At 67.8% G+C, this 18859-nt stretch carries 18 protein-coding genes and 1 tRNA gene; 8 read left to right on the top strand and 11 right to left on the bottom strand.

The features are described from left to right. Positions 1-36: 36 nt before the first annotated feature. The 4 genes from OK349_RS16600 to OK349_RS16585 form a co-directional block, all read right to left on the bottom strand. Positions 37-801, bottom strand: a complete 765-nt coding sequence (locus OK349_RS16600) for a metallophosphoesterase family protein (protein WP_265119021.1) — start codon at positions 799-801, stop codon at positions 37-39. Then, a complete protein-coding gene (locus tag OK349_RS16595; protein WP_265119020.1) occupies positions 798-1631 on the bottom strand; it encodes a diacylglycerol/lipid kinase family protein in 834 nt (277 codons plus the stop codon). The genes OK349_RS16600 and OK349_RS16595 overlap by 4 nt, the downstream gene beginning before the upstream one ends. Before the next feature lie 43 nt (positions 1632-1674). Continuing rightward, positions 1675-2340: an RBBP9/YdeN family alpha/beta hydrolase gene (locus tag OK349_RS16590; protein WP_265119019.1), complete on the bottom strand. Its 666-nt coding sequence runs from the start codon at positions 2338-2340 to the stop codon at positions 1675-1677. A gap of 200 nt (positions 2341-2540) precedes the next feature. Then, positions 2541-3545 (bottom strand): phytase, encoded by a 1005-nt coding sequence (locus tag OK349_RS16585; protein ID WP_265119018.1) that lies wholly within the window; start codon positions 3543-3545, stop codon positions 2541-2543. Between the two features lie 259 nt (positions 3546-3804). Between OK349_RS16585 and OK349_RS16580 the strand changes: the two genes are divergently transcribed. The 3 genes from OK349_RS16580 to OK349_RS16570 all read left to right on the top strand — a co-directional run bounded on the left by OK349_RS16580 (position 3805) and on the right by OK349_RS16570 (position 8438). After that, positions 3805-4398 (top strand): RNA polymerase sigma factor, encoded by a 594-nt coding sequence (locus OK349_RS16580; protein WP_265119017.1) that lies wholly within the window; start codon positions 3805-3807, stop codon positions 4396-4398. A 125-nt stretch (positions 4399-4523) separates the two neighbouring features. Next, the gene (locus tag OK349_RS16575; protein ID WP_265119016.1) at positions 4524-5486 is read left to right on the top strand and encodes a FecR family protein; all 963 of its coding nucleotides are present in this window, start codon (positions 4524-4526) and stop codon (positions 5484-5486) included. A gap of 108 nt (positions 5487-5594) precedes the next feature. Continuing rightward, positions 5595-8438: a TonB-dependent receptor gene (locus OK349_RS16570; protein WP_265119015.1), complete on the top strand. Its 2844-nt coding sequence runs from the start codon at positions 5595-5597 to the stop codon at positions 8436-8438. Between the two features lie 16 nt (positions 8439-8454). On the opposite strand, the gene OK349_RS16565 is transcribed toward OK349_RS16570, so the two are convergent. After that, positions 8455-8531: transfer RNA gene (locus OK349_RS16565), tRNA-Arg, on the bottom strand. A gap of 79 nt (positions 8532-8610) precedes the next feature. Here OK349_RS16565 and OK349_RS16560 point away from each other — a divergent pair. Both OK349_RS16560 and OK349_RS16555 read left to right on the top strand, forming a co-directional pair. Beyond that, entirely contained in the window at positions 8611-9333 is a 723-nt protein-coding gene (locus tag OK349_RS16560) for a queuosine precursor transporter (protein ID WP_265119014.1), read from the top strand. Next, positions 9334-9666 (top strand): hypothetical protein, encoded by a 333-nt coding sequence (locus OK349_RS16555; RefSeq protein ID WP_265119013.1) that lies wholly within the window; start codon positions 9334-9336, stop codon positions 9664-9666. It abuts the gene before it with no gap. 244 nt (positions 9667-9910) lie between these two features. Here the strand turns inward: OK349_RS16555 and purQ are convergent, their stop codons facing one another. After that, positions 9911-10576 (bottom strand): phosphoribosylformylglycinamidine synthase subunit PurQ, encoded by a 666-nt coding sequence (purQ, locus tag OK349_RS16550; RefSeq protein ID WP_265119012.1) that lies wholly within the window; start codon positions 10574-10576, stop codon positions 9911-9913. Beyond that, the gene (purS, locus tag OK349_RS16545; RefSeq protein WP_265119011.1) at positions 10573-10803 is read right to left on the bottom strand and encodes a phosphoribosylformylglycinamidine synthase subunit PurS; all 231 of its coding nucleotides are present in this window, start codon (positions 10801-10803) and stop codon (positions 10573-10575) included. The genes purQ and purS overlap by 4 nt, the downstream gene beginning before the upstream one ends. A 141-nt stretch (positions 10804-10944) precedes the next feature. On the opposite strand from purS, the gene OK349_RS16540 reads away from it, so the two are divergent. After that, complete coding sequence (locus OK349_RS16540) at positions 10945-11094, top strand: hypothetical protein (protein WP_265119010.1); 150 nt, start codon at positions 10945-10947, stop codon at positions 11092-11094. A gap of 11 nt (positions 11095-11105) precedes the next feature. Here the strand turns inward: OK349_RS16540 and OK349_RS16535 are convergent, their stop codons facing one another. The 4 genes from OK349_RS16535 to OK349_RS16520 form a co-directional block, all read right to left on the bottom strand. After that, entirely contained in the window at positions 11106-13178 is a 2073-nt protein-coding gene (locus tag OK349_RS16535; RefSeq protein WP_265119009.1) for an amidohydrolase family protein, read from the bottom strand. Positions 13179-13339: 161 nt separating this feature from the next. Then, positions 13340-14119 (bottom strand): phosphoribosylaminoimidazolesuccinocarboxamide synthase, encoded by a 780-nt coding sequence (gene purC, locus OK349_RS16530; protein WP_265119008.1) that lies wholly within the window; start codon positions 14117-14119, stop codon positions 13340-13342. 104 nt (positions 14120-14223) lie between these two features. Beyond that, entirely contained in the window at positions 14224-14895 is a 672-nt protein-coding gene (locus tag OK349_RS16525; RefSeq protein ID WP_265119007.1) for a hypothetical protein, read from the bottom strand. 431 nt (positions 14896-15326) lie between these two features. Next, positions 15327-15506 (bottom strand): hypothetical protein, encoded by a 180-nt coding sequence (locus OK349_RS16520; RefSeq protein ID WP_265119006.1) that lies wholly within the window; start codon positions 15504-15506, stop codon positions 15327-15329. Positions 15507-15619: 113 nt separating this feature from the next. Between OK349_RS16520 and OK349_RS16515 the strand changes: the two genes are divergently transcribed. Together OK349_RS16515 and parC are read left to right on the top strand one after the other, a co-directional pair. Beyond that, the gene (locus OK349_RS16515) at positions 15620-16543 is read left to right on the top strand and encodes a LysR substrate-binding domain-containing protein (protein WP_265119005.1); all 924 of its coding nucleotides are present in this window, start codon (positions 15620-15622) and stop codon (positions 16541-16543) included. 42 nt (positions 16544-16585) lie between these two features. Continuing rightward, the gene (gene parC, locus OK349_RS16510) at positions 16586-18832 is read left to right on the top strand and encodes a DNA topoisomerase IV subunit A (protein ID WP_265119004.1); all 2247 of its coding nucleotides are present in this window, start codon (positions 16586-16588) and stop codon (positions 18830-18832) included. Positions 18833-18859 lie beyond the last annotated feature (27 nt).

The following is an 18859-nucleotide window of genomic DNA, read 5'->3' as shown; positions in this document are numbered from 1 at the left end:
AGGCCGTCCCTCCGGGGGCGGCCTTTTTCGTTCGTGTCACGCCGCGGGTGGCGACAGCGACTGGTCGGGCGTCGCGCCCATGATTCGGGCGATCGTCTCGATCCCGGTCTCGGCGATGCGGACCTCGTTGAACGAGGGCGGGCTCTCACGCACGCGCTCCGACAGGGTTCCGGCGCCGATCAGCCGCACCGTCCCGCCGCCGCTCGGATGCCGTATGTCGAACGGGTCGTGGACATGGCCGGTCAGCACCGCATCGGCTCCGGCCTGCGACAGCGCCGCGAGCGCGCCCCGCCCGCCGCGCGTGCGCGAGGTGCTGCGCGTCCCGGCCTCGACCAGCGGATGATGACAGGCGACGAAGATGCGGTGCCCCGCCGGCGCCGCCTCGACCAGCGCCAGCGCCTGTTGCAACGCGCGCGTGCTGACATGGCCCTTCGACCAGTCGAGCCGCCACTGGAAGCGCGCGGTGGTCTTGAGCGGGACGATCGTCACGCCCGGCAGGTCGAGCGGGCGCTCGATCATCCGCTCGAGCGCGCGGTAGCGGCGATAGGGGGTGACGAAGCGCGCCCACAGGTTGAAATAGGGCAGGTCGTGATTGCCGACTTCGACCGTCACCGGCCGGCCCAGCCCCTCGAGCCATTTCGCCGCCGCCTCGAACTCGCGGTGGCGGGCGCGCATCGTGAGATCGCCGGTCACCACCACCGCGTCGGGCGCTTCGTCCCGCACCAGCCCTGCGAACCAGTCGAGCGCGGCGCGATCCTCCGCGCCGAAATGGATGTCGCTGACGTGGAACAGGCGGATCATGCGGCGTCCTGCAATGTGGCGATGAAGGCTGGCCGCGTCATGCCGCCGGTGACCTCGGTGTTGGGCGCGAGCGTCACCGGCTCGCCGTCGAACAGCGCAAGCACCGGCCGGCGGCGCAGCACGCGCAGCCGCTCGGCCCGCCGGTCGGTCACGGCGCGCGCGGCGACCCAATCCCCAGTCAGCCAGTTCCAGCCGAGCTCGGCGATCGATGCCCAGTCGCGCGCGTCGATCGCCGCGACCTCCAGGCCGTTCGCGCCGGGCGCGACGAACACTGCCTGATAACGCTCTCGCATCCCCGGCACGCCGGCGACGCGGATGCCCTTGCCGAAGGTGCGCCGCCACGCGGTGCGCATCGCGCCGAGCACGCGTGCCACGCGCCCCTTGCGCGCCGCCTCCCGCGCCCGCGCCCAATGCGCCGCCGGCCCCAGGATCAGGCCGACGAACGCGCGGTGCGGCCCAGCCTCGACATAGGGCAGCGCGACCTTGCGCCCGCCGTCATGCGCGGCGTGGATGATGTCGGGGGGCTCGGCGTCGCCGTGCAGCGCCCTGGCGAGCAGGTTCATCGTCCCGCCCGGCAGGATCAGGAACGCGCCGTCCCAATCCGCCAGCGCACACAAGGCGGCGTTGATCGTGCCGTCCCCGGCGAACAGCACGACGGTGTCGATCCTTGCCGCCACCAGTTCGTCCTCGCTGGGGATCGGTTCATCCGGGAATCCCGTCCGGCCGGCGAGCACGAGCCCGCGTTCCTCGAACACGGCCTCCAGCGCCGCGCACTTCTCGCGCGTCGCCGACCCCGATTGCGGATTCGTGATGAACCATAGTCGCTCCATGCCACCTGCTAACGCATGAGCACGGATCCTGCCTCATGCGTTCCTAGCTCCCCAGATAATGCCGTTGCGCTGCGTCGGTCGCGTTGATCGCCAGCACGCTGTGCTGCTCGACGCGCCGGGTGCGTCCGCGCCGGTCGCTCGCCGCGTCGAGCACGCGATCGAGCAGCACCTGGCCATCGTGCCACCAGCCGAGCTCGCTATCGGCGTTGAGATGACCTTGCGGCCCCGCGTCGACGAACACGCTGCCCCAGTTGGCGGCGAGGTTGCGGGCATGGTCGATATGCACCCAGGGATCGTCGGTGCTCGCGACCAGGATCGATGGGAAGGGCAGCGGCTTGGCAGGGGAGGGGGCGAAGGCGCGCAACGCCTCGTGCGAACCCTTGTCGACGTCCGCCGGCGCGACGAGCAGCGCGCCCGCCACCGGCCAGCCATAGGGTTGCCCTGCGAGCTCGGCCCACCACGCGACGGCGAGGCAGCCCAGGCTGTGGGCGGCGAGCACCACCGGCGCCTGCGCCTCGCGGATCGCCTGGTCGAGCTTGGTGACCCAGCTGTTGCGGTGCGGGGTGCTCCACATGCCGAGCTCCACCCGGCGGGTATCGGGACGCGAATCCTCCCACAGGCTCTGCCAGTGCGAAGGGCCCGAGCCGCCCAGGCCCGGCACGGTCAGGACGATCGGCGAATTCACGTCATGCGGCGAGAAGATGGACATGGCCATGTCTCCATATGACGGCTCCATGCCCCGCAAGATAATCCCATTAGTTTAGTAGGCAATAAACATTGCGTTGGGCCGACCCCTGGCTGCGATTGATCGCTCGCATGGAGAAAGGCGCGCGAAGCTCCGGTCGGTAGCGCGCTGGCACCTCGCCGCCGAGGCGGGCTATGCGGTCTCGGCGGATCGGCCTGGTCTAACTATTTCCGCTCGAGCAATGCCTTGAGCGCGCTTCCGGGCACCATCTTGAAATTCTGGTTCTGCGGGGCGTTGTCGCCGTCCTGGACGACCAGGATGCCCCCTTCGAACGGCGCGCCGAAATCGCCGGGGGCGAACTCCAGCCCGTCGGTGTCGCTGGTGCCGTCGACCTCGCCCGATCCGGCGATCCCGAAGCGCCGCACATAACGGCCGCTCTCCAGGTCGTACGCGACATAGGCATTGCCCGGCCGGACGGATCCGGGAGCGGGGTTGTCGGCCTGGCTGGAGACGAGCAGATACCCGCCCCGCGCGCCCCGCGGGACGATCGCGAGTCCCTCGACGTCGGGGATCAGCCGCACCCCGTCCACCCGCGCGAACAGTTTCGGCACCGCCTTGCGCTCCGGCGCGGCGTCGATGCGCCACACACCGCGCTGCTCCTCGCCGACATAGAGAATGCCCGTCCGGTCATCGACGACGCAGCCCTCGGTTTGGCTGCCGAGCTTGATCGAGCGGATGAACCGGGCCCGCGGCGCAGGTCCCGAAAGGTCGATCGCATATTGGCGCACGTCGCCGTTGTTGAACGGGATGAAGGCGTGGACGTCGTCCGCCGCGCGCCGCCACAGGCAAAAGCCATAGACGTTGCCGACCCCGTCGCTCTCGACGGGCACATGCGCCAAATGACGCAGCCCGACCGGCGCGGTTTCGAGCACGTAGAGCGCGATCCTTCCCTTCGGATCCTCGGTGCGGTCGCTGGCGGCGACGAGCACGCCGGACGCGTTGCGGATCAGCACGTCCGCGCGCAGGTCGACATTGTTGACCAGCCCCGCCGGTGCCGACGCGCGCAGCGCGCCCGAGAGGTCATAGACGTTGAGGCCCCATTCCTTGTCGGTTCCGACGATCAGGCTCCGGGCGGGGTCCGCCGGGTTGCGCCACACCGCCGGATCGTCCGCGGCATCCCCCGGCGAGAGAACCGGAGCCGTCTCGCGCACGGTAGTGAGCGTCGGCATCGCCGGATCCGCGCCGGTTCGGGGTGGCGTTCCGCCGGTTCCGGCGCATCCTGAAACGAGAAGGGCAAGAAGAACACCATGATACCGAGCCATTCACGCTTCCTTTCAATGGTGACGTCGCAATCCGGCGCACGAGCGGCGCCTCGCATCCCGGATGCGCGGAATCGCCGAAACCGCTAATCGGACGCCTCGCGCCGGCCTGTCATCAAGGAGTCAATCAGCCCCGATAGTCGCGCCCCCGGCTGTTGGGGGAAGTGTCGTGAGCTGGCTCCGTCCGATCGATATCTGGTTCCGCGAGCAGGTCCTGCCCTATGAGGCGCATTATCTAAGGCAGGCGCGCCGCTGGTCGCGGAGCCGCGAAGAGGCCGCGGACCTGGTCCAGGAGGCCTATCTCAGGCTCCTCCAGATGGACGATTGGGCGGCGGTCCGCACGCCCCGTTCCTATACCGTGACCACGATTCGCAACCTCGTCCTCCAGCGGGTGCGCCGTGAGCAGATCGTCGCGATCGTGGACATTCCCGCCCCCAGCCTCGCCGAGACGCGCGACGAGGCCCCGGGCGTGTTCGAGGCGGTTGCCGAGCGCCAGGCGCTGGTCGACCTGCTTGCCGAGGTCGAACGCTTGCCTCCGGTCTGCCGCCGCGTGATCCGGATGCGCAAGTTCGAGGACCGCGCGCCGCGGGAGATCGCGCTCGAGCTGGGGATCAGCGTCTCCACCGTCGAGACCCATCTTGCGCGCGGGATGCAGCAGTTGATGCACTGGCGTCGTCGTACGTCGCAGATGCCGGTCATGCCGCCGGTACCGGTCGATCCCGGCGAGGAGTCCGGTCCCACGGCCCGCCCGCGCCAGGCATAGGCGGACGCTGCGCCGCTTCGCATCGCCGGAATCCGCCTTCCAGCCAGGAAAAAAGTCCGTCAGGACAATCCATAATAGCGGTTTTGGTCGTTCCATGTATCTCTCTGCGATATGGGGCGGCTGCGATGGGCAGGGTGACAGGCACACAGGAACGGATCGACGCCGAAGCAGCTGACTGGCACGCCGCGATCGAGTGCGGGACGGCCGATCGTCAGGCCTTCGAGCGGTGGCGGTCGAGCGACCCGGCGCATGCCCTCGCCTTCATCCGCCTGTCGCAGGTCGATGCGGAGCTCAGCTATCTGCGCGAGAGCGGGCTCGGCGAACGCCCCCTCGTGGACGAGACCCCGCCCGCTCCGCCCGCCCTTGGCCGCCGCAGGCTGCTGACGATCGGCGGAATCGGCGTGGTCGCGGCCGGGCTCGGTGGCCTCGGCTGGTCGATCGCGGCGGCCGCCCACACGGCCGAGACCGCGGTCGGCGAGCGGCGCCGCATCGTGCTCGCCAAGGGCATTGCGATCGAGCTCAACACCGACAGCCGCGTCGAGTGGCGGCATGGCGATCGGCTCTACGACATTCGCTTGTTGCGGGGCGAAGTGATGGTCGAGCGTGCGGCAGGCAGCGAATCGTGCCGGTTGCATTGCGGGCGATCGGAGGTCGACGTGGCGGCCGGCGCGCGGATCAACGCGCGGTTCGCGCGAAGTGGCGTCGCGGTGTCCGTGCTCGAGGGCGGGGCGTCGTTGCGGACGCCGGGCCCGAGCGGCGCGATCCCCCTTCCGCCCCTGCGCAAGGCGACGATCGCCGACGGCACACTGCCCGCGCTGTCAGCGCTCTCGCCGATCGAAGCCGGTGCGGTCACCGCCTGGCAGCAGGGGCAGCTCCATTTCAACGGCGAGAATCTCGAAGCGGCGGTCGCGGAATATAATCGCTACCTGCCGCGCCCGATCGTGATCGCCGATCCGGCGATCCGGCAAGTCCGCCTCGGCGGGCGCTTCTCGGCCACCGACCCGACCGAATTCTGCCAGGCACTCCGTGAAATCTATGGCATCGCGGCCCGGGTGGAGCCCGACCGCATCCGGCTGACGCGGGGCTGATCCAAGAAAACTTCGACCTGTCTTAGCGGTTCCTCTCGGCTCGCGCATCCGGACTGGCGAACGGCACGCCGCTTCCGGCGCAACCGACCGCTACTGGGGGAAACCACAATGCCGGCACTTCGTCCCATCCTCCTGGGTGCAAGCATCCTCACGCTTTGCGGCGCGCTCGCGGTCCCGGCACAGGCCCGCCCGGTGGTCGCGCAACAGTCGATCGAGTTCAACATCCCGGCGCAGGATCTCGGCGCGGCGCTCAATGAACTTGGGCGCCAGGCCGCCATCACCATCGCCTTTCCCTCCGAAGCGGTCGCGGGACGCCGCAGCGCGCCCCTGCGCGGGCGCTTCACCGCGGCTGACGCTGCGCGGCGGCTCGTCGCCGGCACCGGCCTGCGTGTGACCGAGCGCGGCGGCGGCGCGCTCGTCCTACTGCGCAATGCAGCTCCGGCCAGGACCGCCGCCGCTAATGGCGCCAGCGCGCAATCCGCCGATGCGAACCCCGCCGAGGAGGAACAGGAAGTCGTCGTCACCGGTGCGCTCTCGGGCGTCGCCACCTCGATCGCGCGCCAGAAGGCGGCGACCACGGTCAAGAATGTCGTCTCGAGCGACGATTTCGCCAAGCTGCCCGATTTCAACGCCGCGGAATCGCTGCGCCGCCTGCCCGGCATCTCGATGGTCGAGGATCATGGCGAAGGCCGCTTCATCTCGATCCGCGGCGCGCGGCCCAACTATAACGGCACGATGTTCAACGGCTTCACCGTGCCGACCGCCGACAGCGAATCGCACCGCGTGGACCTGCAGACCATCCCCAACACGCTGATCGAGCGGATCGAGGTCAACAAGACGATGACCCCCGACCTGCCCGGCGAAGGCATTGGCGGCTCGGTCAACATCGTCGCCCGCAACCCGGCCGAGATCAGGAAGCTGACCGCCGGCGCCTCGCTCTATGGCGGCGTCCAGCAATATCACGGCTCGGAGATCCGCGCCGACGGCTACATTGCCGACCGTTTCGGCCCCGAGGGCCAGTTCGGCTTCTCGCTCACCGGCAGCTTCCGCCAGAACGAGCGCCGCGCCTATATCAGCGAGCCCGAGGACTGGCAGCAGGTTCCGTCGAGCAATGGCGGCGAGGTCTGGGCACCCTCCGAGATCAGCCAGACCGCCGGCGAGTTCAAGCAGCGCAGCGTCGGCGTCGACGCGGCGTTCGGCGGCTCGTTCGACAATCTGCGCTTCCAGATCCGCGGCTTCTACAGCCTCTCCAACCTGCCGGGCACCGAGAACAGCCTCACGCAGAGCGTCGAGCCCGCCGAGACCGGCGGCGTGCCGACCGATTTCGATGCGGACGGCGGCCTGGTCGACGGCTCGATCAGCCGCAGCCTCTCGTACAAGGAATGGAACCTCGCGCTCTACGGCGTGCAGACGACAATGGACGCCGACCTCGGCAGCGGCTGGTCGCTCGATCTCGGTCACTCCTTCCAGCAGGCGCGCGAGCATTATCCCAATCGCCTCGACATCCGCAGCACGGAAGCGGACTTCACCGGTCTGCCGCTGCAGATCGCGAGCGACCGCGCCTCGCTCGGTCCGTTCAGCGGCACGCTTCCCGGCGCGCTGCAGCCGGGCAGTGTCGGGGTCACCTTCTACCAGCGCGGCGGGCGCTTCGACGACCAGAGCGAGCAGACCGTTTATGCCAACCTGCGCAAGCAGATCGAGCTGGGCAACGGCGACAAACTCGAGCTGAAGGCGGGCACCTATCTGCGCTTCATCGATCAGGGCAGCGACAATGTCGCCACGCGCTGGACGGTGCTGGCGGGCCAGTCGGTCAGCTTCGGCGAGTTCATGACGGACAGCCCGGCGATGGTGCGCGACGGCATCTATTTCGGATCGCTCTCCAGCTTCGATCAGGCGCATTCGCTGCTCGCCGACAACCAGAGCAAGTTCGGGCCGGCGCAGATATTCTACACCCGCGGCGTCGACGTCGCGGCGGACTTCGCCGCCGACGTCACCATCCAGGCCTATTACGGCATGGCGACCTGGCGCCACGGCCCCTTCACGGTAATCGGCGGCGGGCGCTTCGAGACCGCCAAGACGCGCTTCGAGCGGCTGGGCGAGGATGCCGGCATCGGCCTGCAACGCTTCGAGGGCTCGTCCTCGCACTTCCTGCCGTCGGTCCACCTGCGCTACGACATCACCCCCGAACTCGTCGCCCGCGCGAGCTGGTCCAACACCACTGCGCGTCCGGACCCGGAGAATGTCTACGCCAATGAATCGCGTGACGACGTCGCGCGCACGATCACGCGCCCCAACCCCGGCCTCGAACCGCTGACGTCCGAGAATTTCGACGCCTCGCTCGACTGGTATTTCGGGCCGCTGGGCTATGTCTCGATCGGCGCGTTCAAGAAGAACATCGACAACTATCCACTGGTCACCCAGAGCAACGTCACCATCGACGGCGAGCTCTACGCGCAGTTCACCACCCAGGCCGGCGCGAGCGGCAAGATCGAGGGGTTCGAGGCCGCCTTTCGCCATCAGTTCGACAAGCTGCCCGGACTTCTCGGCGGCTTCGGCCTCGAGCTCAACTATGCGCATATCGATTCGACGCTGCTCTTCGCGCCGCGCCCCGATCGCCCGCCGCTCGCCGAGCAGCCCGAGGACATCTTCAACGCCGGACTCGTCTATGCCAAGGGACCGGTCTTCGCGCGGCTCAGCCTCTCCTACACCGGAGACAGCATCGACGATGGCGGCATGTCCGACGACGGCCCCGGCTATGACGAGATCATCTCCGACCGCACCACGCTCGACCTGAGCGCGAGCTACAATCTGAGCGAGCGGCTCCAGCTGTTCGCCGAATGGCGCAACATCACCAACAGCACCGCCATCACCTATTCGGGCGAGCGCAACCGCCTGATCAGCTGGGAATCGTTCGGCACCACGGCCGGCCTCGGCCTGCGCCTTCGTTACTGACCAGCCGTTTTGTATTTGGCGCGCCCGGCAGGATTCGAACCTGCGGCCCCAAGCTTAGAAGGCTCGTGCTCTATCCAGCTGAGCTACGGGCGCGCGCGGCGCCTGCGTTAGCGCGGATTGCGCGGGCGGGGAACCGCGATCATAATTCGCGGCCTCAACAGGGGGAGTGGCGATGGACGGCGAAGCGGCACCGGTGCGGATCAATGCGGGCCAGGTCGCGGGCGGGCATTTCCGCTATTATGATTATGTGATGGCGGCGTTCTGCGTCATCCTTGTCCTCTCCAACGTGGTTGGCGCGGCGAAGGTGGCGACGCTGGGCGGACTGACGTTCGGCGCGGGCATCCTGTTCTTTCCGCTCTCCTATGTGCTGGGCGACGTGCTGACCGAAATCTATGGCTACGCCCGCGCGCGGCGGGTGATCTGGGCGGGGTTCGGCGCGACGATCTTTGCCGCCGTCATGTGCTGGGTCATCGTCGTCATGCCGCCGGCGCCAGGCTGGGGCGGGCAGGAGGTGTACGAGGCCGCGTTCGGCCAGGTGTGGCGGATCGTCGGCGCCTCCGTGATCGCGTTCTGGGCGGGCGAGTTCGTCAATTCCTATGTCCTCGCCCGGATGAAGATCCTCACCAGTGGCAGGCATTTGTGGAGCCGCACGATCGGTTCGACCGTGTTCGGCCAGGGGGTCGACAGCCTGATTTTCTACCCGCTCGCCTTTCTCGGCGTCTGGACGACTGGACAGGTGATCACAGTGATGCTCACCAATTGGGGGCTCAAAGTCTTGTGGGAAGTGCTGCTCACGCCCGTCACCTATGCCGTGGTCGGTTTCCTCAAGCGGCGCGAGGGCGTGGACGTGTATGACGAGGGCACCGATTTCACCCCCTTCCGCACGCGGGTTTGAATGAGCGACGGCATCTTCCAGGCAGCCAAGTTCTGGCTGATCGATTCGACCGGCCTCGCCAAGGACGCGCTCCACGTCCACATCGCGCTCGCCTTGTTCTTCAGCAGTGCGCTGCTGCTGCGCTGGCCGCTCAGGAGTTGGAAGCCGTGGCTGGTGGTGCTCGTCGCCGCGCTTGCGGGCGAGGCATGGGACATCTGGGACTCGCTAGCCGACGGGCGCCCGATCCTGCCCGCGGCGAACTGGCAGGATGTGTGGAACGCGATGCTCTGGCCGACCGCGATCCTGCTGCTGGCGCGCACCACCAAATTGTTCCACACCCGCGCATCGAGGTAACCATATAGGTTATTTTTGTGCCAAGGTCAAGGGGCTTTGGCGTCCCCGGCGGTGCGGGGTGGACGGTGAGGGACGCGGAACAAGTCGACGCCGAAGTTGGCTTTCGCCGGAATCGCGTGTCCGCGAGGCGGTGGGGCAAGTGGAACATTGCCACGCCCGGCGCACATGAAATCCGCCCCTCGCATGTCCATGCTGCGGGTGGCGAAGTGGAAGCGATCGGACCGATCCGCCGGGCGGCGCCCGTTCAGGCGACCGCTTCGAGCAATCCCTCGAACAGCCGCCGGCCGTCGATGCCGCCATGCGCAGCCTCGATCTTGCGCTCGGGGTGCGGCATCATGCCGAGCACATTGCCCCCGGCGTTGACGATGCCCGCGATCTTGCGCGCCGAGCCGTTGACCTCCTCGCCATAGCGGAAGGCGATGCGGCCTTCGCCCTCGAGCCGGTCGAGCGTTGCGGTGTCGGCGAAATAGTTGCCGTCGTGATGCGCCACCGGGACCGACAGCGTCTCGCCCGCGGCATAGCGGCTGGTGAAGATCGTCTGGCTGTTGTCGACGGTCAGCGCGACGTCGCGGCACACGAAGTTGAGCCCCTCGTTGCGCATCAGCGCGCCGGGCAGCAGCCCGGTCTCGGTCAGCACCTGGAAGCCGTTGCACACTCCGATCACCGGGGTGCCGCGCTCGGCCGCCTCGACCACCGCGCGCACCACCGGGGAGCGCGCCGCGATCGCGCCGCAGCGCAGGTAATCGCCATAGGAGAAGCCTCCGGGCAGCGCGATCAGGCCGAGGCCCTGGGGCAGCTCGCTCTCGCCGTGCCACACCATGTGCGGCTTGGTGCCCGTGACGCTCTCCAGCGCGACGGCGAGATCGCGGTCGCAGTTGGAGCCCGGAAAGACGATGACCGCGGTCTTCATTGCTTCTCTACCCGGTAGTTCTCGATCACGGTGTTGGCGAGCAGCTTCTGGCACATCGCGTCGATGTCCGCGTCGCTGGTGCCGTCGGCGACGTCGAGCTCGATCAGCTTGCCGACGCGAACCTCGCCTACGCCCGAGAAGCCGAGCGAACCCAGCGCGTGCTCGATCGCCTTGCCCTGCGGATCGAGCACGCCGTTCTTGAGGGTGACGACGATGCGCAGCTTCATATGTTGCCTCCGGGGATTTGCCGCGCCCTATGGGCCGACGCGCATCGCATCGCAAGGCTTCATCGGTCATTTACCTGCTGCTGCCACGCTCGGCTCCGCCGAGTCGCGGCCGCGGGGGCGCGACGAGGGGGAGTGCGTGAAATGGCGTTTCTGGCAATCGCGATGTTTGTCGTGCTGGTGGCGTTCGGCCGCGACTATTTCGGCTGGAGCGATCCCGGCGGGATGGTGACGATGGCGCTGATCTGCTCGTTCGTGTTCGGGATCATCGCAGGGATGAAGGCGCGGGGGTAGGGCCCACGCCCCTATTTGGGAGCGCCGCTATAGCCGGCGGCTTTCCTCAGTTCCGCCGCGTCCATGACATAGCCGTCGCTGACGACCGTCACGACGCGGCGCAGCGCGCCAAGGTCCGTCGAGGGATCGCCGTCCACCAGGATCATATCGGCTTCCTTGCCCATTGCGATCGAGCCGGTGCGTTTGTCGGCCCCGACCACCCGGGCGGGAATGATGGTCGCGCTCTGCAGCGCCTCGGCAGCGGTGAAACCTGCCTGGCGATAGATTTCCAGTTCGCGGACGAGCTCGATCCCCCAGCCGTCGGTGCCGGCGACGATCGGAACGCCGGCCTTGTGGAGCCTGCCGACCAGTTCGACCATCTTCGCGTAGCTCTTGCGATAGTCGTCGCGCGTCAGCCCTTCGACGAGCGGATAGCCGCCGCTGGTGAATGCCGAGCGTTCGATGACGGGGGAGATGATCCCCATATAGGGCGCATAGGCCGGATGCGGCTTTCCCCCGTCTTGCGTGAGCATGCCTTCGAAGATGACGATCGTCGGATCGACCAGCGTCTTGCGGCGGGCGAGGTCCGCGACGAAGCCCGACATCAGGGGAGCGTCGAGATCGACATCCTTGAAGTAGCGCGCCGGCCCTTCCATCCGCTGCCGCGTGTTCGCCTTGTCGATCACCGCCCGGGGCATCGATTCCATGACGACGAAATTGAGGTGGGTGAGCTCGTCATAGCCGGCGGCGACGGCCTCGCTCGGTTTCATCGTGGCCGGCACATGGCCGTGCACATGAAGGCCGAGCCGGTGCGCTTCGGCCGCGGCGGGCGCGATCCAGGCCGGATTCATCGAGGTATAGAATTTCACGCCCCACAGTCCGGCGGCCTTGACCCGGCGCACGACCGCCACGGCCTCCTCCGCGCTGCTGACCACCTCGGCCCCCTGTGCGGCAAGCGGATCCTTCTTGTCGATGATGACCGAGATGAACGGCTCGCCCATCAGCAGCTCGCCGGCCGCCCGGCGCCTGGTCGCATCGATCGCGCGATCGAAATTGGTGCCCGGGCTGCGGAAGCTGGTGATCCCGTTGGCGATGTTGGACAGCACGTTCCAATCGTCGCCGATATGGAGGTGGCTGTCCCAGATGCCCGGGACCAGCGTCTTGCCGCGGCCATCGATGACCCGCACGCCGGCCGGTGCCTTCAACGATCCCGCAGCGCCGATGGCCGCGATCCTGCCATCGCGCGCGAGCACCGCCCGGCCGGCGAGGAACACCCCCTTGTCGGCGTCGAAAAGCTGGACGTTGTCGAACAGGACCGGGGCTCTCGCGGCGGGCGAAAGGAAGTGTTTCGCGATACCGGCAACGGCTTGCGCGGTGGCGGCGTCCTGCGCGTCGCGAAGCTGCTTGAGCGCGCCCTCATACCCGGCCGGGATCACCGAGATGAAACTGATGTCGGCGAAATAGCGCTTGTCTTCATCGAGCCATACGGGAAGCGGCGAAGGGAGAATGCCGCTGATGAAGGCGAGCTGGACCGGCTTGGGACCGTCAGGACCCTGAATGGTCTGCGTCGGACCGAGGGTCATCTTGCCCTTGCCGCTCGGCAGGAAATCGACGCCGGCATCGCCCGCCCTGGCGAGCGCCTCGATCAGCGGCGCGCCGGCGATGCCGACGCCGCCCGCCGGAATATACCAGCCCCCGGCACGGGCTTCGCCGGAATCGGTGGCGGTCTTCCAGGTGGCGCGGCCGTTCGCGACGCGAAACTCCTCGGCAGCGTCGCCCGACATGGTGACGCCCCGGACGGTCAGGGCCTCGATCGTGCCGCCGCGCCCGAAGCTGGTCACCTGATCCATTTCGGTGATCCAGCCGCGCAACTCCTGGGACCAGCGATAGGCGGTGCGGCCGTCGGGCAGCTGCCAGCGCCACTGGCTTCCGTGCTTGCCGGCTTCGGACACGACGACATAGTGAACCGCGTCGGCGGGCGGCTTCAGCAGATCCTCCTTCGGGACCGGCTTCGACGCTTGCGCAGGCGCGGGCTCCTCGTGGGCATAGACACGGCCCGCAGCAGCGGACGCGAGCAGTGCCGCAATCAAAACCAGGCGCATCATCCATCCCCCAATCGACCACGGGTTCAATCAGGGGAGGTAAGGGCAATTGGCCGCCCGAAGCAATCCGCCATGCGCGGCGTGCGTCTGCCGATCGGGTGAAGAAGTATCCGGCTCAAGGCCGGGATGACGCGAGGCGCTGCGTTCCGCGCAGGCCCGCCCGCTTACTTCCCCCGGCGCTTCCGATGCGTCTCGAGGTCGAGCACTGCCGAGTCGGCGCCCTCGGGCAGCAGGCCCAGGCGGCGTGCCACTTCCTGATAGGCCTCGACCTCGCCGCCGAGATCGCGGCGGAAACGGTCCTTGTCGAGCTTCTCGCCCGAGACCATGTCCCACAGCCGGCAGCCGTCCGGGCTGATTTCGTCGGCCAGGATGATCCGGGCATAGTCATTGTCCCAGATCCGGCCGAACTCGAGCTTGAAGTCCACCAGACGGATGCCGATCCCGGCGAACAGGCCCGACATGAAGTCGTTCACCCGGATCGCCATGTCGGCCATGTCGTGCAGCTCCTCCTGGCTTGCCCAGCCGAAGCACAGGATATGCTCGTCGGTGACCATCGGGTCGCCGAGCGCGTCGTCCTTGAAATAATATTCGATGATCGTGCGGGGCAGCTGCGTGCCTTCCTCGATCCCGAGCTTCTTCGCCAGCGATCCGGCGACGACGTTGCGCACCACCACCTCGATCGGGACGATCTCGACCTGGCGGATCAGCTGCTCGCGCATGTTGAGGCGACGGATGAAGTGAGTCGGGATGCCGATGCCGCCGAGCAGCGTGAAGATGTGCTCGCTGATCCGGTTGTTGAGCACGCCCTTGCCGCTGATCGTGCCTTTCTTCTGGGCGTTGAACGCGGTCGCATCGTCCTTGAAATACTGGATCAGCGTGCCGGGTTCGGGGCCTTCGTAGAGGATCTTGGCCTTGCCCTCGTAGATCTGGCGGCGGCGTGCCATGGCTTGCGGGGTCCTTCAGAAACGCGGTGCCCCGGCGGCGCTTGGGAGCGCTGACGCCGGGGCTTCAACGCGGGGCCTATATCGGAAGCAGGCCCCGCGTGCAATCAATCGCTGGCGGTGGTTTCGGCCGGTTTGGCGCGGCGCAGCCGCGGGCGGAAGCGGCGCCAGACGAGCATGCCGATCAGCAGCAGCAGGGCGGGCGGTCCCAGCACCGCGATCGCGCCGAGCACGAAGGCGAGCGTCGCCTGCGCCGAGGCGGCGAGCAGGTCGAGCGAGCTGGTGAGCGGCGCGCCGGCGTCGAAGCCGCGCACCGCCCGGCCCGAGCGATAGTCGAAGGTCATCGGGGTGTTGGCGAGCGATTCGCGCTGCTCGCCGCTGCTCGTGCGCACCGTCTCGATCCGCTGCGCGATCTCGGCGCGCTGGCGCTGCAGCTCGGCGCGTTCGCTGGCGGGGATGTTGGTGCGCGCAAGCTCGCGGTCGATCCGGGCGAGCTCCTCAGCCAGGCGGGCGCGTTCGGTGGCGAGGCGGTTGATCTCCGCGCCGGCATCGGTGCCGGTGATCTCGGCATCGACCAAAGTGCCTTCGGCCTTCTGGATCGCGGCGATGCCCTGCTTGCCGAATTCGCGGGCGAGCGTGGGATCCAGCTTGAAGGCGAGCATCGCCATGACCCGGTCCTCGCCGAGCAGCTGGTAGCGCATGCCGGTGATGCGGCAGCGCGCGATGCCGAGCTTCTCGCACGCGGCGGCATGCTCCTCCTGCGCGGCGGCGATCCGCACGGCGGGCAAGCTGAAGGCGTATCGATAATTAAATGCGACCCCAGGTGCCGCAGTGACCGCGATCCCGGCCGGGGCTCCGGCGACGTCCGCCGCTACCTCCTGTGTGGCTACGGACCGCTGAGGTTCGCTAGGTGCGGACCCCCGCGGTTCGCTGGGCTCGTAGCTTTGCCCGGATGCGGATTCGTGCTCGCCTTGGGGTGCCGGACCGCATGCTGCGGTTCCCAATACCAGAACCAGAAGTGCCGAACCTGATGTCCACCGCATGGTGTAACTCCTCTCCAGAGATGTCCGTTCGTCGCTCACAATGCACGATTCGTCGTGCAGTGATAGAACATCACATTAGAGGGTGTTCGGCAATGCCTCTTTTCGGCCACATTTCATCGAAAGGAAATCTTGCAAGAAATCATAAGGTTGATGTTGGTACGCGGCGTTCAGCCGATGCAATAGTTGCGCTTGCACGCCTCCTCGCTCTTATCGGGCGCGAAATAGGCGCTCACGCGCCGCACGGCCTTCACCGCCGCGTCCCGGAGGCGCCGGAGTCCGCGATCGATCCCGTCGCTCAGCACCTGATGATTCTCCGCCCAGAAGCGGTCGTCCAATTCGTTGCGCATCGTCCTGCTCCATGTTCAGCCGCCGGATTGCGGTGTGCTCCAAATGGGAGAATTCGTTGCGCAGGACCAACAAAAGGATCGACGTCATTCATCAGCTGTGATTATAGATCGGCATGCGCAACCTGCCGCCACTCGCCGCCGTCCGCGTGTTCGAGGCCGCGGCGCGTCGTGGAAATTTCACGCGTGCCGCCGAGGAGCTGGGCATGGCCCAGGCGGCGGTCAGCAACCAGGTGAAGCTGCTCGAAGAACGATTGGGCATCCCGCTGTTCCGCAAGGAGGGGCGGGGCGTCGCGCTGACCCCGCTCGGCGAGCGCATCGCGCCGCAGGTGAGCGCGGCGTTCGACGGGCTCGCCGAAGCCTTCGCCGCGGCGCGCGCGGAGGATGATTCGGTCATCACCATCTCCGCGCCCACCACCTTCGCCGCGAACTGGCTGGCGGCGCGACTGGGCAGCTTTCAGGTTTCCCGTCCCGAGCTCGCGGTGCGGGTGCGGGTTTCGGACGCGGTGGTCGACCTTGCCGCCGGGGACGCCGACGTCGCGATCCGCGGCGCGCAGCGGCCCTGGCCGGGGATGGTCTCGCATTTCCTGATGCGCATGCCGTTCACGGTGCTGGCGAGCCCGGCCTTCCTCGCCGCGCACCCGCCGATCCGCACGCCCGCCGACCTGCTGCGCCTGCCGCGCGTCTCACCCGACGACCGCTGGTGGGAGTTGTGGTTCGAATCGGTGCTCGAGGATGCGGTCGAGATCTCGCAGCCCGGTGTCGGTTTCGATTCCCAGGTGCATATGGGCAGCGCAGCGATCGCCGGGCACGGCCTGGCAGTGCTGTCGCCGGCGATGTGGTTGCCCGCGCTCGCTGCGGGGCAGCTGGTGCAGGTGCTGCCGCAGGTGGTGAATTACCGGAACAGCTTCTGGCTGGTCTATCCCGAGAGCAAGCGCCACACGCCCAAGATCCGCGCGTTTCGCGACTGGCTGATGGCCGAGGTGCGCACGTCGCTGGGAGACGATCCCTACAGCGCGCTGGTGCCGCCGGAGGTGTAAGGGGCTCTCGCAAGCCGCGCAGGCCCCTGCTATCGCCCCCGGATGACGACCGACCTTTCCGATCCTTTCGACCAGATTGTTGATGCTCCCTTCGATAGCGCGCTGAGCGAACGCTACCTCGTCTATGCGATGTCGACGATCACCGCGCGCTCGCTGCCGGACGTGCGCGATGGGCTGAAGCCGGTGCACCGCCGCCTGCTCTGGGCGATGCGGCTGCTGCGGCTCGACCCGAGCCAGGGCTACAAGAAATGCGCGCGCGTCGTCGGCGACGTGATCGGCAAATATCACCCGCATGGCGACCAGTCGGTCTATGACGCGATGGTGCGGCTCGCGCAGACTTTCGCGTTGCGCTACCCGCTGGTCGACGGGCAGGGCAATTTCGGCAACATCGACGGCGATAACGCCGCGGCCTATCGCTACACCGAGGCGCGGCTGACCCAGGTCGCGATCGACCTGATGGATGGGCTCGACGAGGATTCGGTCGATTTCAAGCCGACCTACAACGGCGAGGAGAACGAGCCCGAGCTGTTCCCGGGGCTGTTCCCCAATTTGCTCGCCAACGGCGCCAGCGGGATCGCGGTGGGCATGGCGACGAGCATCCCGCCGCACAACGCCGCCGAGCTGATCGACGCGGCGATCCTGCTGATCGACCAGCCCAAGGCGGAGGACGCGGCGGTGCTGGAGCTGGTCAAGGGACCGGACTTCCCGACCGGCGGCATCGTCGTCGACAGTCCCGCGGCGATCGCCGAGGCCTATGCGACGGGCCGCGGCGGCTTCCGCGTGCGGGCGAAATGGGCACTTGAGGACCAAGGCCGGGGGACATGGCAGATCGTCGTCAGCGAGATTCCCTATGGCATCCAGAAGGGCAAGCTGATCGAGCAGATCGCGGCGCTGATCAACGACAAGAAGCTGCCGATCCTGGCGGACGTGCGCGACGAATCCGACGCCGAGATCCGCATCGTGCTCGAACCGCGCGCGCGCACCGTCGATCCCGAGACGCTGATCGAGAGCCTGTTCCGCCTGTCGGACCTCGAGACGCGGGTGCCGCTCAACCTCAATGTGCTCGATCACACGCGCACGCCGCGGGTGATGAGCTTGCGCCAGGCGCTCTCCGCCTGGGTCGACCACCAGTTCATCGTGCTGCGGCGGCGGTCCGAGCATCGCCTCGCGAAGATCGCCGACCGGATCGAGCTGCTCGACGGCTATCTGATCGCCTATCTCAATCTCGACCGGGTGATCCAGATCATCCGCACCGAGGACGAACCCAAGCCGGTGATGATGGACGAGTTCGGGCTGACCGACCGCCAGGCCGAGGCGATCCTCAACATGCGGCTGCGCGCGCTGCGGCGGCTCGAGGAGATGGAGATCAAGAAGGAGCGCGATGCGCTCGAGAAGGAGCAGGGCGAGCTCGAGGCGCTGCTGTCGAGCGACGCGCGCCAGCGCACGCGGATGAAGCGCGACCTCGCCAGGATCCGCGAGCGCTACGGGCCGGAGACCGCGCTCGGCGCGCGGCGGACGCTGGTGGCGGAGGCGGCGCCGGCGCGCGAGATTCCGCTCGAGGCGATGATCGAGCGCGAGCCGATCACCGTGATCCTCTCGCAGCGCGGCTGGATCCGCGCGATGAAGGGGCATGGCGAGCTGGCGTCGGCCGAGACCTTGAAATTCAAGGAGGGTGACGGCCCGTTCCTCGCCTTCCATGCGCAGACGACCGACAAGCTGCTGCTCGCGGCGGAGAATGGCCGCTTCTACACGCTGGCGGGCGACAAGCTGCCGGGCGGGCGCGGGTTCGGCGAGCCGGTGCGGCTGATGATCGACCTCGACGGCGGCACCGGAATCGTCGGGCTGCTGCCCGCGAGCGCGGCGGAGAAGCTGCTGGTCGCGGCGAGCGACGGGCGCGGCTTCCTGGTCAAGACCGAGGACGTGATCGCCGAGACGCGCAAGGGCAAGCAGGTGATGACGCCGCGGCCCGGCGCGCTGCTCAAGCGGGTCAAGCCGGTCAAGCCCGAGGACGACTATGTCGCGGCGATCGGCGACAACCGCAAGCTGGTGGTGTTCCCGATGAGCGAGCTCGCCGAGCTGGCGCGCGGGCAGGGGGTGCAGCTCCAGCGCTATCGCGACGGCGGGCTGTCGGACGCGGTCACCTTCCGCTTCGCCGACGGTCTCTCTTGGACGATGGGTGGCGAGCAGGGGCGCACCCGGACGGAGACCGATCTGATGCGCTGGCGCGCCGCCCGCGGCGCCGCCGGGCAACTGCCGCCGACCGGCTTTCCGCGCGACAACCGTTTCTGAATCGGATGTTTTTGATCCGGCGCCTTT

This window comes from Sphingomonas sp. BT-65, assembly GCF_026107375.2.
Lineage (GTDB): Bacteria > Pseudomonadota > Alphaproteobacteria > Sphingomonadales > Sphingomonadaceae > Sphingomonas.
Note: the sequence above shows the minus strand (reverse complement) of the source record. Positions and strands in the feature narration are given on the sequence as shown.